This is a genomic window from Streptococcus sp. P25B114 (assembly GCF_053010325.1).
The window spans coordinates 1-14,186 of record NZ_JBRKNW010000016.1 but is presented as its reverse complement, the minus strand read 5'-3'; the positions used below and the strand labels follow the sequence as shown (position 1 = coordinate 14,186).

Here is a 14,186-nt window from a genome sequence, read left to right as displayed (position 1 = left end):
CCTCTTATCTAATACGTACTACATCTCCCGGGTTGGCCCACCAAGTACCACCAGGTCCCACCATTTTTTCTGGATTCAAGCGTTCCAACTCAGCCATAGAAATCCCTGCTCGGTTGGCAATACTTGCAAGACCTTCGCCAGGTTGGACAGTTGTGGTTGTACCATCTCCACGATCTACCAAATCCGCAGCGGAGCTTGCCTCTGTTGATGATTCCTCAGTGGCTGCTTCTGTAGTCTCAGTCGTTTCAGTTGCGTTTGTATCTTGCTCAGATGAACTCGAAGCTGCAACCTGGGCATTTTCAGCATTATAAAAACCTTCTGTCGAGTCAGTATTACTGCCACCTGTAGACAGGTAAATAGCCAAAATGATAATGGCCAAAAGGAAGAAAACAAAGATTGAAGCTAAAATAGTAAACAAGCGACTACTCGCCATCATACCTACTTTTCGATTTCTACGACTTACTGACACTTGCTCATCCTCAACTTCTTCCAATTCTTCTTCAAAAAGTTCATCATTCCATGGTTCTTGTGACATTGATAGCTTCTCCTTGTATTTTTTTTCTATTATGTTTACAATTATTCTATGAATATTAGACTGATTCCTGAAAAATGTATCGCCTGTGGTCTATGTCAGACCTACTCGCCCTTGTTTGACTATGATGATGACGGTATCGTTATTTTTAGCCATACTGAGGCTTTAGAAACAAGCATTCCAGCTGATAATCAGGCTCTCCTGGCTGCAAAATCATGCCCCACCAAGGCTATTCTTGCGGAGTGATTTCGCTTCATCTGAATAATAGACTTCAAAATAATCCTGCTTGACCAAATGGTCGACAAGCTCTATTTCGCCTTGAAATTTGGGATGAAGGGCTAAGGCATTGATGAAGTATTTCTTAGGCCACTTCCTCATGCAGAATGTTAGCTCCTCGGCTTCATTTCTCCTACAGATACTGATAGATAAATAATTGACCTTGACCTTGCTGATGGAAGCAATGTCAATTTTTTTATTCTTAAATAGATTTGCTGATGCGATATATAGATTTTCATCTTCAATGAGAAAGTACCGATGACTGCCTAAAATCGCTAAGACAATCGTCGCAAACAGCAAGAGAAAAATAATAAATACCTGGCGACTTCTCTCCAAAATGAGGGATAGCCCTAGAAAGAGAGGAACCAAGGACAGGGACCAATAGATCATCGAGGTCGCAAAATCCGGTTGCCAATGGTATCTTAATTTTCCAAATAGTCGGATCATTTTATACCTCCTTTTTCTATTTTAGCACAAAAATGAGGATTTTCCTATGGAAAATCCTTAAATTGTGTGAAATTATTACAAAGAGATTGCGATTGTGTTACAGAACGGATGACGTTGTTAAGGGAAACACACCTGGCCAGCTCAGATTAACTAGGCTTTTTATCCAAGTGATTTCTCACTAATTCCATAAGTTAATTCTCCTAAATAATGTCATATCCCTAATTCTCTACCAACTTAATTTTAAAATTCAGCAATCCTTATTCAATCGTAAAAAATTGTTTATATTTTTCCAAATAAAACTTTCCAGAAATTAAATCATATTCGACCATTTTTAAATCATCCGCGATAATTTGTTGCTCATCTGTCAAGTTTTTTTTATCTACACTAGCATGTTCCAAAACATCCGTCAGCAAAGCATAATAAGGCGAAACCTTCGAGTTTGTATGTGCCAACACAGCCGCCGGAAAATCACTCGAATTGATGAGAGGTAAATTTAATTTCTTGTTTCCATGATTCGACCAAATAAAATAGTCTGTCAAATATTGACTATCTGGCTTGTCTGCAAAAATTGATTTGGGATAAAAGCTTGGAAGGTGATCTCCGTAAAATACAACTGTTATCTTCTTGTCCAAGCTTGATAATTTTTTCAGAAATTCCTCTGTGTCCTCATCAGTTTTCTTAAGAAGTCTTGCAAAATTTGAAAGTGAATTATTTTCACCTTCTGTAAATCCTTCGCCTGTTCCAGTAATATTTGCGGGTTCAGACATTGCCCAAGGCATATGATTTTGAAATGTAATAACTGAGAAAAACTGATTCTTATCGACATCAAGCTTATCTAAAACATTTTGATAAGTGGATTCATCGCTCGGAAATTGACCATATTTTTCATTTTTTGTAGGAGCAGTGGCATCCTCATCATCTGCTATCATTTCTGTGAAATTCATTTTATTATATACAGCTGCACGAGAATAAAGTTTTATATTTCCAAGATGTATCATCACCCTATCTTGTTCAGAAAATAAATCACTTATAGAAGGAACAATGGCCATATTTGGTATTACTTCAACATTATATATATAAACAGAAGGCGATAAGTTATACATCGGTAAACCTGTCAAGGCCTGACTTTCCATATTTGCAGTTCCACCGCCAAAATTATTGGATTTCATCAATCCACTAGTTGTTTTTTCCGATATACTGTTAATGTTGTTTAAAACATTCTCCGACAGAGTCACTTCTTCTATTCGCGAGGGATCTCCAAAACTTTCACTTAAAATGAATATAAGGGTTTCATCTGAAATATCTTGAGTTCGTGTTTTGTTAATTTCTAACGCGCGATTTTGATACTTTTCAACGATTTTCTCTATAGTTTCGCGACTATATCCTTCTGGTTCCAATATAATTGGCTTTGTTAATTGCTTCATCCAAACATACATTAACGAGTAATATCTTGCATTTCTTGCATGGCCTTCAAAAGCTATGTTCATTCCACTAGTGAGTCGAGTCAAAACTGGTACATTTTTTATTACGACTCCTCGTTCACGCTGATAAAAAAAAGTAAATATACTTCCTAACATAGCAAGCGTTGATACAGTTAGTAACAGTCTTTTCCAAAAATTGTCAAAGATTTTTCCTTTTAAATATCTCTTTCGTAAATAGAGGTAACTAGCTACGGAGACTATTAGAAGTCCCATTGCTGCTATGAATACTTTAACATCCAGAAAACTAAATACTAAATCTAACTGGCTAAGCATAGAAAAATCTGTCACAAGAAGTGGCTCACTTCTCAAAATAAATTTTAAACTATTTGCAATTGAAATAGCAACTCCTGAAAACAAGATGAAAGAGGTCGCTAACCAATATCGATTCGTTATGAGATAAAGTAGAAGAAAGAACAAAGCCAGTAAAACGATTTGAAACAAAGTTGCTCCTGGGAAAATATATTTTCCCAAAAATGGCTCTTTAATGCGAATACCAAATTGTATCGTGAAATTAAATAATAATGCAAATACAAAACTACTAGTAATTGCTAGTGAAACTGTAGAATTATTCTCCCTAATCCCCTCAACTGACTTCCAAAAAGTATAAACTAACACAGATGTTGTAATGATAATCAGTGGCAATTTATAAGAAAGATTGATGAGAAAATTTGGAAAATCTACGATATCTGTCAAAAATAAAAATTGTTTTAAATTATCCAAAAGTTTACTATCTCGGATAACAATTAAAGAAACTAGAAGAGCCAGTATCAGCGATGTTTCTCCTTTTAATTGAAACAATGAATTGATATTCTCTTTAATTGCTAGTCTTTTGAAGATGATACGAATAATACCCGCAGCTATTATCAGAACAACAACATATATTAAACCGGATAATTCCATCAGTCTATTTTTTTGAAAAGCGAAAATATAAAAATTTTCATTGTTGATATTCTGTGTAGATAATAAACTATAGGACACGCATAAATAAAGCAGATAAGAAACAACTAATTTTAGTATAAAGTTCTTATCTATGTAGGAGTGTATCAATGTCGAAATAACAATTGTAGATAAGAACACCCCTATTTGCAGAATTTGTTTATATTGAACAATCTGGTATTCAACCAAACTACTGTCAATTAAATAATTACTAGTAAAATAGAAACTTACTACTACGGTAGCCAGAATAAATAGTAACCATTTTACCAAATTCTCCAATTTCAAATCTTGAAAATATTTTTTCGATATGATGATACATCACCCCTTTTTTACCTTAAAAAGATTATAGTTTTTAAACCAAAAATCCACATGTACGTATTAAAAAATAGTCGAATAACTTAAAAATAAAAAGATACCAATAGTAGTCCGCATCTATTTCACGAAACATTGAGCGAACAACATTTCCTTTACCTTGACGTGGTTCAAAACGAACGATGGCTCCTGCTTGCTTAGCCAATTCACTCCTTGTATCCTTTGAATTATTATCATAAACATAAATATCAGCAGTTGGTAACGCACGTTAAAAATCAGTTACTACCTTTTCAATAGTAACCTCTTCATTATATGCTGGTAATAATACCGCCAGTTTTTCACTCATACTTTTAATCCCCTTTTTCCAACGAATAGTTCTTGATATCCGTCCCTAATTCGATTTTATTTGCCAGTCGAATCCCTCTCCATTTTTCAATATGAAAGAGTGGGTTGATGGCTAGCCAATATAGCTTTCTCTTCCAATTATAATCCCTATCACTTACTATTCTTAGACTATCTTTAATACTGGCTTTTAAACTGTTTTTCACTAGGGACAAGATAGACACTTTAGTAGTAATGCCACTATTTATACGAATATTATAGGTTTCGTCAAAGATGCGCTTTCTGTATTCTGATAGTCGAACATCGTTAGAGTGTTCAACCACAGCTCGACCATTGTAGGCCTTGAAATAACCTGCATCGAGGACATCTTTGCCATACTCGTAATCTTCCGAATAGGCAACATCCCTATAACCGATTGTTTCAACCAAAAATTTTCGTGGAGCAGCAGAACAAACATCGCTATAGAAGGATTCTTTTGTGTACTGACCCTGATGTGCTGGGTCCTTCCGTTGCCATATGGTGATTGCATCTTCTGCACCTTGTTCACCAAAGACTGCATTGATATCATACTTCATGGCAGGGAAACAATAATGCCGCGGTTTTTGTCTCCCAAGCACCGCAACAATCTTGTCAGTAATTTCAAATGGTGCAACCATTTCTGAGAGCCAATGTTCATTGTGAGGCACAGCATCTTGACTGAGATAAACCATGTACTCTCCCTGGGCCATTTCAGCAGCCATTTGGCGAGTGCCACCGTGAGAATAATCTTCTTTTTTTAGATGAATAAGCCGTAAATTTCCGTATTGTTCCGCAAATCGCTCTATAATCGCTACCGAATTATCTGAGGAACCTGAGTCAGTCATCAACACATCCCACTCAAAATTAGTTTTTTGTCTATATAAAGCTGATAGGGTTTCTTCCAGGTGATCATTTTCACCATTATAAACAGGAATAAATACTGTAGCTTTTAGCCCATTAGTCATTTAGTACCTCTCGACGGATAATCGCTTCTACTTTTTTATAACTTTCATCCCATGACAAGCCAGTATATTTCTCACTCATTTCATTAGCATGCTCATCAATATTACTTCGCTCAACCGCTTGACATAATTTTTCTGCCAAAGCAACTGGATAAGCTTCCGTATAGAGGATATCCTCAATATCTCCCAGCACCATGCGGTTATTATCGCCATCATTCATAACGGGCACACATCCCGCAACCAGAAGTTCCAATGGCAAAAGAGAGACGTTGGTCAAGGACAATACCAAGCAGGCTACACTTTCGTGATAAATCTCTGCTAATTGTTCCTTATTTAAAATACCGCGGTCAACAAATTCGAAAGGAATGTCATAATTAGACATATCTTGTCCAAAAAATTCGATTTCATATTCAGGATGGTGTTCTTTAAAGATCTTTAAAGCCATTACCCCAATTTCAAATCCTCTACGCTCCGTATGAGCACGAGCATAAAAGGCAATCTTTTTTTTCTTTGAAATTGGAGCTTTGGGTTTATAGATATCGATATCTGCACCGAAGTCAAAATAGTCCGCCTGCATACCATACTGACCAACCTTTTCGACCAGCCATTTACCTGCTGTCACTCCGTAAAAACCGAATTTATAGGTCGCTTCTGCCAGCATATACCGTGAACCAACCCCAAAGAATATGGGTTCAAAGTCTTGTACGAAATAAAATTTATGAAGATTTTCTGATTGGAGATTAAATACTGCGTAAGCGGTCTCCCAACTAGTCGCGAAAACCACATCTTGATTAGAGAAATCAGCTAAATCTTCCACATCTACATCAATTCCATACGAACGCGAAAAAATATCCTTGGCTTCTTTGGAGGATTGTGGAATCGTATTATTGTGGTAAATGTAGAAAGTGATGTGATGCCCTTGACTTTGTAAATACTTTACAAATCGAGCAATCGTCGTATGACCTCCACCACCGGGACCAACTGGTGGCGATACCCATGCTATATTTAATTTTTCTTTTGTAAGTTTAGCAGGTTTCTGGTAGGGATTATTCAAATAATCCGCCTTCGCTAAATCCTCAAATTGTGGCATTTGAGGTAGTTGGTTCATGTTGATTTTATTGGACTGATTCGTGACGGCAGTTGGCTGACCTATTCCTACTAGTCGCTGTTTAACTTTTCTGGCCGTTGCTCGCCACCCCTCTTGATTATAACTTCTTACTATTTTATCTAACATTTTAGTTCTCGCTCATCCTTTTAAGTATTGCTTGATTAGTGCCGAGAATTTTCGCAAAGGTTTTGTGATTCTCCAACTTGTGGAAGTGAGAAGCTCTTCAACATAATTATTTGCCGATGCAATCTCTAATTCTAATTTTTCGTTTTCTACCACTAATTGCTGTTTCTTCAACTCTAGCTGCTCATTTACTATTTCAAGCTCTTTTCGTCTATCATCTATTGCAAAAATTTGAGACTCCAAGTTCGATTTAATTCCACTCATTTTAACAATGTAATTTTGAATTGGGCTATTTGCAATTGAGTCTCTATAAAATTGGACACTATGATTTAGATCAACCAGTGCAAAATTTTCATGCGAACCAATTCGCTTATCTTCTGGCCAATCTTTTGTATAAAAACCATACTGTTGTTTCAAATGTGCATCATAAAAGCGTGAAACAGGTATTTCAGTGCTTTCAAATGGCATATGTATCACATCCAAGAATTCTTTTCTAGAAAATGATTCTGCGCTAGGATTGGCTATATTTATTACAATCTCTGATTCATCAAAAGGATAACGTACTATTACCTCTTTTAATTTTTCCACCAAAGAGAGATTTTCTTCAATAGAATCTCCAAACAAACGTTTTTTGAACAATTCATCTCGAATAGTATTGATTTCAGCAATGAAGTCTTCATTGGTATTTGGACTTCCAACCATTGGAAAAATATCAACAAATACTCCTGTAAAGGCCTCTGGTCGATTCAAAAGGTTGTGAGATGTAAACATGGTTCTCTTGTCAAAAACCTTTACTCCAACAATATCCGAATAAGGCGCATTGATTCCATCAAAAACACCTATATTTTCAATGATATCATTTGATAGAATCTTAACTAACTGGTTTAGATCTTCAAGTGGCATGACTAAATCAATATCATCATCCCATGGAATTATCCCATTCCATAATACTGCCCCTATTTTTGTTCCGCCAGCGGCAAAAAATCTCAGGTTATTCGCTTCACAAATGTATTTCACTTGCTCATAAACCTGGAGCATACTTTCTTGAATCTTGTTCATATATCAATCCCATGTCCCCTTTAGCTTCAGTAATCCATTATCATGTTTTTCACCACGAATAGCGAAATGGATAATATCTTCTTTTTCAATAAATGCGTATGGGGTGAATTCCTTACGTTCTTCATCATATTTAAATAACGATGCTGTTACTTCAAAATCTCTATTGTTAAATGACGTCAGGTCTAACTCATAATTGAAAGTATGGACTCCTTCTGTACTAGAAGTAATTTTCCATTTTTTATCACTGTCATAGATGCCATCATTTATAACAGAAGCTGTTTTATCTGTATGTTCATCAATTAATGAAATTCCAAAACTAACAGGGACACTCTCAGGTTGGTAATAAGATAATTCCAACATTAACTTATCGTTGCTGGAAATAACTTGCTTACTTTTTAATTTTAACTTTATCCACGGCTTGTTATGATCTTCTGGCGCTGAATTTTTCTTGGTTTGCAAACTTTCCAAGTTACTCATAGTATAGTAGTTGGCAACTTCATCAGGAGTCGAATTTAACACGATTTTCCCATTCTCAAGCATAATTGCCTTATTACAGAATTTCTTCGCAGAGTCCATTGAGTGAGTTACTAGAATAACTGTTTTCTTTTCTTCTTTTAGCTTTCTGAAATAATCAAAACATTTTCTCTGAAAAGCCTCATCCCCAACGGCTAAGACCTCATCCAATACCAAGATGTCACCCTCTGCCTTTATGGCAATTGAAAAAGCCAAACGTACTTGCATACCACTAGAGTAATTTTTCAGCTTTTGATCCATAAACTCTTCTAGCTCTGCAAATGCGACAATATCATCGTACATTTCGTCAATTTCTGGACGTGAAAATCCTAGAAGTGCGCCATTTAAATAAATATTTTCGCGACCAGTAAGTTCAGGGTTAAAACCAACGCCAAGCTCAATAAAAGGAATCAAGGTTCCATTGACACTCACATTGCCCTTTTCTGGTGTATAAATTTGTGAAATAATTTTGAGCAGGGTTGACTTTCCAGATCCATTCCGACCAACAATACCAAAGAAATCTCCTTTTTCTACTTCAAAAGAAATGTCTTTTAAGACATGTTGCTCCTTATAACCCTTTATCCCTCTAAAATAATTGACCAAGGTTGTTCTTAAACTTTGAGTCGCTTCTGTAGGTAATTTAAAGCTCTTGCTGACTGATTCGACTTTCAGCGCAATCTCTTTGTTAGACATTATAAAATCTCCGCAAATTTCTTAGAATTCTTTTTAAAAATGCTATAACCAATGATAAACACAATCACTGATAACACATATGGAATAGCTACCATCCATTTATCCTCATAAATATCCCAAGAAATTGTTGCCCCATCATAAACAATATGGTGGCGCAAATCTTGGATAATCTGGGCAACTGGATTCATCATCATCAACTTGGCTACGCCAATGTGCCCACGCTGAAGAATGTAGGTTATCGAATAAATAATCGGAGTAGAATACATTCCAGCTTGTAACACAACCTCCCAAATTGGTCCCATGTCTCGGTATTTGACAAACAAACTCGAAAGAATAAAGGCAATTCCTGAAGTCAAAATAACCAACTCTAGGAAGGATGGAATGAGAATGAGAACACCCGCATCCAATTGCACGCCATTGATTAACGCAAAAATCAGAACAACGGCCAAATTGATGCCGTAATTTATCGCAGCACCAATAATGGATGAGATGACAATAATTTCTTTAGGAAAATTTATTTTTCTCAACAAATCTCCACGCGCTGCAATGGACAACATCCCCATATTAGTGGCTTCTGTAAAGAAATTCCAAGTTACCATACCGAGCAACAAGCTTACCGCATAGTGTGGCGTTCCGTCATCAAATTTCAAAAATCTAACAAAAACCAGATACATGATTGTAAACATTAAAAAGGGCTTCAATATCGACCACAAATGCCCAATCAAAGAACCTTGGTATCTTAACTTAAAGTCTGTCTTGACCATTTCCCGCAGGAGAATTTGGTTTTCTTTGTTGAATAAATTCATTTTATTTCCTTATAAGCAAATTTAGTTAGGATGAGGCTGGTAAATACCAGTGTGTGAAAGGCTTTGTTTTTCCTCAATCCATATGTTTTTAATATTCGGTAGCGTTCTGACATAGGCTTATCCATTATAGTCACAAAGGCCTCGACCAGATTTCTATCGGTTGGCGCCAAAGGCAGAGCCAGCAGATGGCTTGCTTGCTTTTGACTATTGTGAATCAAGTCCCAGTAAATGGAGAAAAGTACATGGGGCCGAATCCATTTTTTGAATCGCTTGGACAAGGTTCTAGCTCCCAAGACATTTTCAGCATGCTGGCGGTACAATTCCGTCGGCTGGTCAACGTAGACTAATGTTCCAAATGCTGTCGCCAACAAGGCCAGATACCAGTCGTGCATGAGAATGTCGTCTGTCACCGTCCACAGTTCAGCCAGAGCGTGGTTTATCATGCTAGTTCCGCCTGTCACTGTATTTTCAGTCAATTCTTGAACCAGCTCGGTATTGGCATGATGAGACTGGCTGCGAATCATACTTTCATTCATGACCTGCAAGTCTTGGTTAACCACCTTTAAGTCTGTGTAAACCATGAGTGGCTGGTCTGCTGGATAGGCTTGAGCCGTCTCCAAAGTCACCTTTAGTTTATCTGGTAACCAGACGTCATCCTGATCACTGAAAAAATACACATCAGCCCTCTTGTATTGCACCAAGGCGTGAAAACTTTTGATGACGCCTAGATTTTCGGTGCTGTCGGGATTGATAAAGTGAATTCGGCTATCCTGCTGGGCAAAATCAGCGATAATTTCACGTGTCCTGTCCCTAGAGCCATCGTCTCGTATCAAGAGCATCCAGTCCGTAAAGGTCTGGGCCTGAATAGAGCGGATTTGCTCTGCTAAAAACTCCTGACCATTGTAGGTCGACATGAGTATGTTAACGTTCATGTAAAAATAATTCCTCATATTGTTGGACAATCTTCTCCCAAGTATAGTCCATTCGCATGTGCTCTTTGGCAATCTGCCCTAGCTCAACTGCTTCTTCTTGTCCATCAATTTGGTTGATTAGTTGGGTCAGATTTCCACTTTCCTTGGTCCAATAGCGAGCGCCATTTTGTGCGACTTTGCGATTGAAATCCACACCTAAAACAAGATTTTCATTCGTTTGAGCTAGCGCCTCTAAAAGACTTGGATTGGTTCCACCCACTTCATGCCCATGAATATAAGCTCGACATTCCTGCCGCAGATACTTGAGTAAATCCTGATCATAGACCGTCCCGATGAACTTGATTCGCGCATCTCTCTCAAAGCCCGTTTCTTCCTTTAGCTTTTGGAAATAGGCAGAGCCTTCATGATTGGCTACGATAACCAAATCACGCTGAGTGCTCGACTTCATGAACTCCTTGATAGCTGTCGCGTAATTATTTTCAGGAACAAAACGCCCAATAATCAAATAATAATCCTTTTCGCGGATGGACCAGTTGGCAAAAGCCTGCCGTACTTGCTCTGATTGGCTAGTCAGACTGGTCTGACTCAAATCAGTCCCGTAAGCGATAAATGTGGTCTTAGTCCCCGGATAGGCTGATTGAATATAGGCCTCAATCCCCTCATTATCTGCAATGATGAGATTGGCCTGCTTAGCCATCGCTTTCTCAGCATGTTTCAGATAAGCTTGCACAGGCTTAGGCCATTTGGCACGTTTCCATTCTAAACCGTCAGGATTGACAAATAAAACACCGCCAACATCCTTAATTTTCTTGGCAAATGGAGCTATGAAACCACCTATGGTATTTCCCAAAATATAGAAAATCGGGGACTGCATCTGCTGGTCCTTGACCAGGCGCAGAGCGTAGGAAATGGCCATCATGTCATAGGCGATAACGCGGGCCGGACCTAATTTAGGAGGATTGATGGTAAAGCAATCCGCCCCCAAATAAGCCGAGTGCTCCTGATGACTGGTGTCTGACAGGCAAGCCACATGGTAGTGTATATTTTTTGATTCTTGGTGACTGACCAGTTGCTGGACAAAGGTCTCAAAGCCACCATACTTTGCAGGCAAGCCACGACTGCCTATAATAAAAACGTGTTGCATAAACCTCTCCATTTAACTGCAGTTCTTTCTATTATAGCATTTTATCAGGTAATCCGCTATTTTGACATTAGGCAACGCAGAAAAAGCCATCAAAAATGATGACTTATCCTACGGGTAAAATCCTTAGTTATCAAACTTGTTCAATCCATATCTTTGAATCAAGGACAGCAATTTTTCTCCATATTTTGGGTCTGTTGCATAGCCTGATTTTTGCAAAGCAGCAATTGCCGTCTGATAATCTTTGGCCTGGGTATAGGCTCTGTAATTTTGTGTTCTCCAAGGTGATGATGTAAAGAATTTACTGTAATCTTGGATACTTTCTGATACGGTGTTATAGGCTCTAAAATGTGCCGTTTCTTGGACTGCTTTTCCATTACGGAACTCTGTCGTTTGTTTTGATACCGTCTTACCTTTCCAAGAGGCGTCTGCCTTGATTCCAAAAAGGTTATTCCCTTGGGTAGCCAATTGAGATGTGCCCCATGCTGACTCAAGAATAGCCTGGGCCATTACCACACTCGGAACTAGACCCGTGGTTTTAGCAGCTGATACGAGACTATTGATAAATAATTGTTGATTTTTTGATGTCTGAACAAGAGTGTCATTAGATGACTGACGGTGATTTGCGCCTTGTTCAGAAACAACTACTTTCCCCCAACTGCACCATACCATTCATTGATTCCTTGCGCTAAAGCTTTTGCCAATCGAACATGATAAGAATCTTGTTTGATTTTTTGAAGCTCTGTTGGATTATCCATGAAGCCCATCTCAACAAGAACAGCAGGAATTGCTGTCTCGCGAAGTACAGCAAATGTATTTCGTTTTACACCTCGGTTTACCGCACCAGTCTCGCGAACCAGGTTGGCTTGAACCTTATTAGCAAGAAGCTGACTCTCTGCTAATCGTGTTGGATCATTATGCTTGGCTTGATTGATTTTTGGTTGGTACTCAGGATAAGCTTGATACCAGTAGGTCTCAATACCACTTGCATTAGTAATGCCCGCACCAGTGGCATTGAAGTGCAAGCTAACAAACAAGTCCGCATTACTTTGATTTGCACGACGAGAACGTTCTGTAACAAAGTCAACATAAGCATCACCTGTACGCGACATCAAAACGTTGTATCCCATTTGCAATAGATTATTTTTCAACTTGTTTGCAACTGACATAACAAGATTTTTCTCATATACTCCGCCATAAGACGCCCCTGAATCTCGACCACCATGACCTGGATCAATAAAGATTGTCTTTGAACGAGCAGTCGTTGTCGTTTGAGGAGTTGTTATTGCAGGTGTCGTTGCAGGCGTAGAAGGTTGGGACGGTTTGGCTGGTTGCGATGCTTGCGAGGTCGTTGATTTGACATCATGTTTGGTAGTTAGAAGTGTGTCTAGCTTCCTAGTCTGAACATTTTGTCCGTAAACAATCATATTGTAAGTGCCAGTGTCGTTTTTATGATCCTTAGTCGCCACTGCAAAAGTGTATTGACCGTTTGACTGACGGTTAGCACGGTAGACCTTCATATCATCCTGACCACCATTAGCTGACCAAACTGGAACTACAACACTGGAAATTGTTGATGGAACATTAGAAAGTGCCACGCTGAAACCTGTTGCTGTATTGGTAACACTAGCCGACACCTTACCTGCGATAACAGTTGCTTTTGGCGTTTCGGCTGGCTTGGCTACTGCAGGTGTAGTTGCTGGTTTAGAAGCTTCGGCTGGTTTGGCTACTGTTGGTGTAGAGACCGGTTTAGAAGCTTCGGCTGGTTTAGATACGGCTGGAGCAGTCGATGATTGACTGGTAGCTGAATAGTTATGACTGCCACTGAGGAGTGTATCCAGCTTCCTAGTCTGAACATTTTGTCCGTAAACAATCATATTGTAAGTGCCAGTGTCGTTTTTATGGTCCTTAGTCGCTACTGCAAAAGTGTATTGACCGTTTGACTGACGGTTAGCACGGTAGACCTTCATATCATCCTGACCACCATTAGCTGACCAAACTGGAACTACAACACTGGAAACTGTTGATGGAACATTAGAAAGTGCCACGTTGAAACCTGTTGCTGTATTGGTAACACTAGCCGATACCTTACCTGCGATAGCAGTTGCTTTTGGCGTTTCGGCTGGCTTGGCTACTGCCGGTGTAGTTGCTGGTTTAGAAGCTTCGGCTGGTTTAGATACGGCTGGAGCAGTCGATGATTGACTGGTAGCTGAATAGTTATGACTGCCACTGAGGAGTGTATCCAGCTTCCTAGTCTGAACATTTTGTCCGTAAACAATCATATTGTAAGTGCCAGTGTCGTTTTTATGGTCCTTAGTCGCTACTGCAAAAGTGTATTGACCGTTTGACTGACGGTTAGCACGGTAGACCTTCATATCATCCTGACCACCATTAGCTGACCAAACTGGAACTACAACACTGGAAACTGTTGATGGAACATTAGAAAGTGCCACGTTGAAACCTGTTGCTGTATTGGTAACACTAGCCGATACCTTACCTGCGATA

The 14,186-nt window shown here is 38.7% G+C and carries 13 protein-coding genes and 1 pseudogene; 1 reads left to right on the top strand and 13 read right to left on the bottom strand.

Annotated elements, in window-relative coordinates:
- Positions 1–4: 4 nt before the first annotated feature.
- Complete coding sequence (locus tag ACVC7T_RS08325; RefSeq protein ID WP_105161126.1) at positions 5–535, bottom strand: SAG1386/EF1546 family surface-associated protein; 531 nt, start codon at positions 533–535, stop codon at positions 5–7.
- Between the two features lie 48 nt (positions 536–583).
- Here ACVC7T_RS08325 and ACVC7T_RS08320 point away from each other — a divergent pair, with 48 nt between their 5' ends.
- The gene (locus tag ACVC7T_RS08320; RefSeq protein ID WP_105110914.1) at positions 584–778 is read left to right on the top strand and encodes a ferredoxin; all 195 of its coding nucleotides are present in this window, start codon (positions 584–586) and stop codon (positions 776–778) included.
- Here ACVC7T_RS08320 and ACVC7T_RS08315 read toward each other — a convergent pair.
- The 12 genes and pseudogenes from ACVC7T_RS08315 to ACVC7T_RS08260 form a co-directional block, all read right to left on the bottom strand.
- Complete coding sequence (locus ACVC7T_RS08315) at positions 746–1,255, bottom strand: EbsA family protein (protein WP_125265819.1); 510 nt, start codon at positions 1,253–1,255, stop codon at positions 746–748. The two genes, ACVC7T_RS08320 and ACVC7T_RS08315, sit on opposite strands and share 33 nt — an antisense overlap.
- 257 nt (positions 1,256–1,512) lie before the next feature.
- Positions 1,513–3,636 (bottom strand): LTA synthase family protein, encoded by a 2,124-nt coding sequence (locus ACVC7T_RS08310; RefSeq protein ID WP_394734476.1) that lies wholly within the window; start codon positions 3,634–3,636, stop codon positions 1,513–1,515.
- A gap of 454 nt (positions 3,637–4,090) precedes the next feature.
- Positions 4,091–4,330: pseudogene (locus tag ACVC7T_RS08305) on the bottom strand (glycosyltransferase); the annotation flags it as partial.
- A gap of 4 nt (positions 4,331–4,334) precedes the next feature.
- On the bottom strand, positions 4,335–5,309 hold the full coding sequence (locus ACVC7T_RS08300; RefSeq protein ID WP_394734475.1) for a glycosyltransferase family 2 protein: 975 nt from the start codon (positions 5,307–5,309) through the stop codon (positions 4,335–4,337).
- The gene (locus tag ACVC7T_RS08295) at positions 5,302–6,540 is read right to left on the bottom strand and encodes a rhamnosyltransferase WsaF family glycosyltransferase (RefSeq protein ID WP_447262775.1); all 1,239 of its coding nucleotides are present in this window, start codon (positions 6,538–6,540) and stop codon (positions 5,302–5,304) included. Before ACVC7T_RS08295 ends, ACVC7T_RS08300 begins: the two co-directional genes overlap by 8 nt.
- Before the next feature lie 12 nt (positions 6,541–6,552).
- Positions 6,553–7,596, bottom strand: a complete 1,044-nt coding sequence (locus ACVC7T_RS08290) for a LicD family protein (RefSeq protein ID WP_447262774.1) — start codon at positions 7,594–7,596, stop codon at positions 6,553–6,555.
- Between the two features lie 3 nt (positions 7,597–7,599).
- Positions 7,600–8,802 carry an ABC transporter ATP-binding protein gene (locus ACVC7T_RS08285; RefSeq protein WP_447262773.1) on the bottom strand — a complete coding sequence of 401 codons (1,203 nt, stop codon included), beginning with the start codon at positions 8,800–8,802 and terminating at the stop codon, positions 7,600–7,602.
- Positions 8,802–9,608, bottom strand: coding sequence for an ABC transporter permease (locus ACVC7T_RS08280; protein WP_105122571.1), 807 nt, complete (start codon positions 9,606–9,608; stop codon positions 8,802–8,804). Before ACVC7T_RS08280 ends, ACVC7T_RS08285 begins: the two co-directional genes overlap by 1 nt.
- Positions 9,605–10,540 carry a glycosyltransferase family 2 protein gene (locus ACVC7T_RS08275; protein ID WP_394733097.1) on the bottom strand — a complete coding sequence of 312 codons (936 nt, stop codon included), beginning with the start codon at positions 10,538–10,540 and terminating at the stop codon, positions 9,605–9,607. The genes ACVC7T_RS08280 and ACVC7T_RS08275 overlap by 4 nt, the downstream gene beginning before the upstream one ends.
- Complete coding sequence (gene cps2T, locus ACVC7T_RS08270; RefSeq protein WP_447262772.1) at positions 10,530–11,684, bottom strand: beta 1-4 rhamnosyltransferase Cps2T; 1,155 nt, start codon at positions 11,682–11,684, stop codon at positions 10,530–10,532. The genes ACVC7T_RS08275 and cps2T overlap by 11 nt, the downstream gene beginning before the upstream one ends.
- A gap of 123 nt (positions 11,685–11,807) precedes the next feature.
- Positions 11,808–12,353 (bottom strand): glycoside hydrolase family 73 protein, encoded by a 546-nt coding sequence (locus tag ACVC7T_RS08265; RefSeq protein ID WP_257104284.1) that lies wholly within the window; start codon positions 12,351–12,353, stop codon positions 11,808–11,810.
- Positions 12,326–14,186, bottom strand: a 1,861-nt coding sequence (locus ACVC7T_RS08260) for a GBS Bsp-like repeat-containing protein (protein ID WP_447262771.1), incomplete at its 5' end; no start/stop codon positions are given. The genes ACVC7T_RS08265 and ACVC7T_RS08260, both read right to left, overlap by 28 nt.

What these genes read in the sequence shown, in the direction of transcription:
- ACVC7T_RS08265 (WP_257104284.1), bottom strand. Translation starts at nt 12,353, where the DNA reads ATGGTATGGTGCAGTTGGGGGAAAGTAGTTGTTTCTGAACAAGGCGCA.
- ACVC7T_RS08290 (WP_447262774.1), bottom strand. Translation starts at nt 7,596, where the DNA reads ATGAACAAGATTCAAGAAAGTATGCTCCAGGTTTATGAGCAAGTGAAA.
- cps2T (WP_447262772.1), bottom strand. Translation starts at nt 11,684, where the DNA reads ATGCAACACGTTTTTATTATAGGCAGTCGTGGCTTGCCTGCAAAGTAT.
- ACVC7T_RS08300 (WP_394734475.1), bottom strand. Translation starts at nt 5,309, where the DNA reads ATGACTAATGGGCTAAAAGCTACAGTATTTATTCCTGTTTATAATGGT.
- ACVC7T_RS08310 (WP_394734476.1), bottom strand. Translation starts at nt 3,636, where the DNA reads ATGGAATTATCCGGTTTAATATATGTTGTTGTTCTGATAATAGCTGCG.
- ACVC7T_RS08295 (WP_447262775.1), bottom strand. Translation starts at nt 6,540, where the DNA reads ATGTTAGATAAAATAGTAAGAAGTTATAATCAAGAGGGGTGGCGAGCA.
- ACVC7T_RS08325 (WP_105161126.1), bottom strand. Translation starts at nt 535, where the DNA reads ATGTCACAAGAACCATGGAATGATGAACTTTTTGAAGAAGAATTGGAA.
- ACVC7T_RS08285 (WP_447262773.1), bottom strand. Translation starts at nt 8,802, where the DNA reads ATGTCTAACAAAGAGATTGCGCTGAAAGTCGAATCAGTCAGCAAGAGC.
- ACVC7T_RS08315 (WP_125265819.1), bottom strand. Translation starts at nt 1,255, where the DNA reads ATGATCCGACTATTTGGAAAATTAAGATACCATTGGCAACCGGATTTT.
- ACVC7T_RS08275 (WP_394733097.1), bottom strand. Translation starts at nt 10,540, where the DNA reads ATGAACGTTAACATACTCATGTCGACCTACAATGGTCAGGAGTTTTTA.
- ACVC7T_RS08280 (WP_105122571.1), bottom strand. Translation starts at nt 9,608, where the DNA reads ATGAATTTATTCAACAAAGAAAACCAAATTCTCCTGCGGGAAATGGTC.
- ACVC7T_RS08320 (WP_105110914.1), top strand. Translation starts at nt 584, where the DNA reads ATGAATATTAGACTGATTCCTGAAAAATGTATCGCCTGTGGTCTATGT.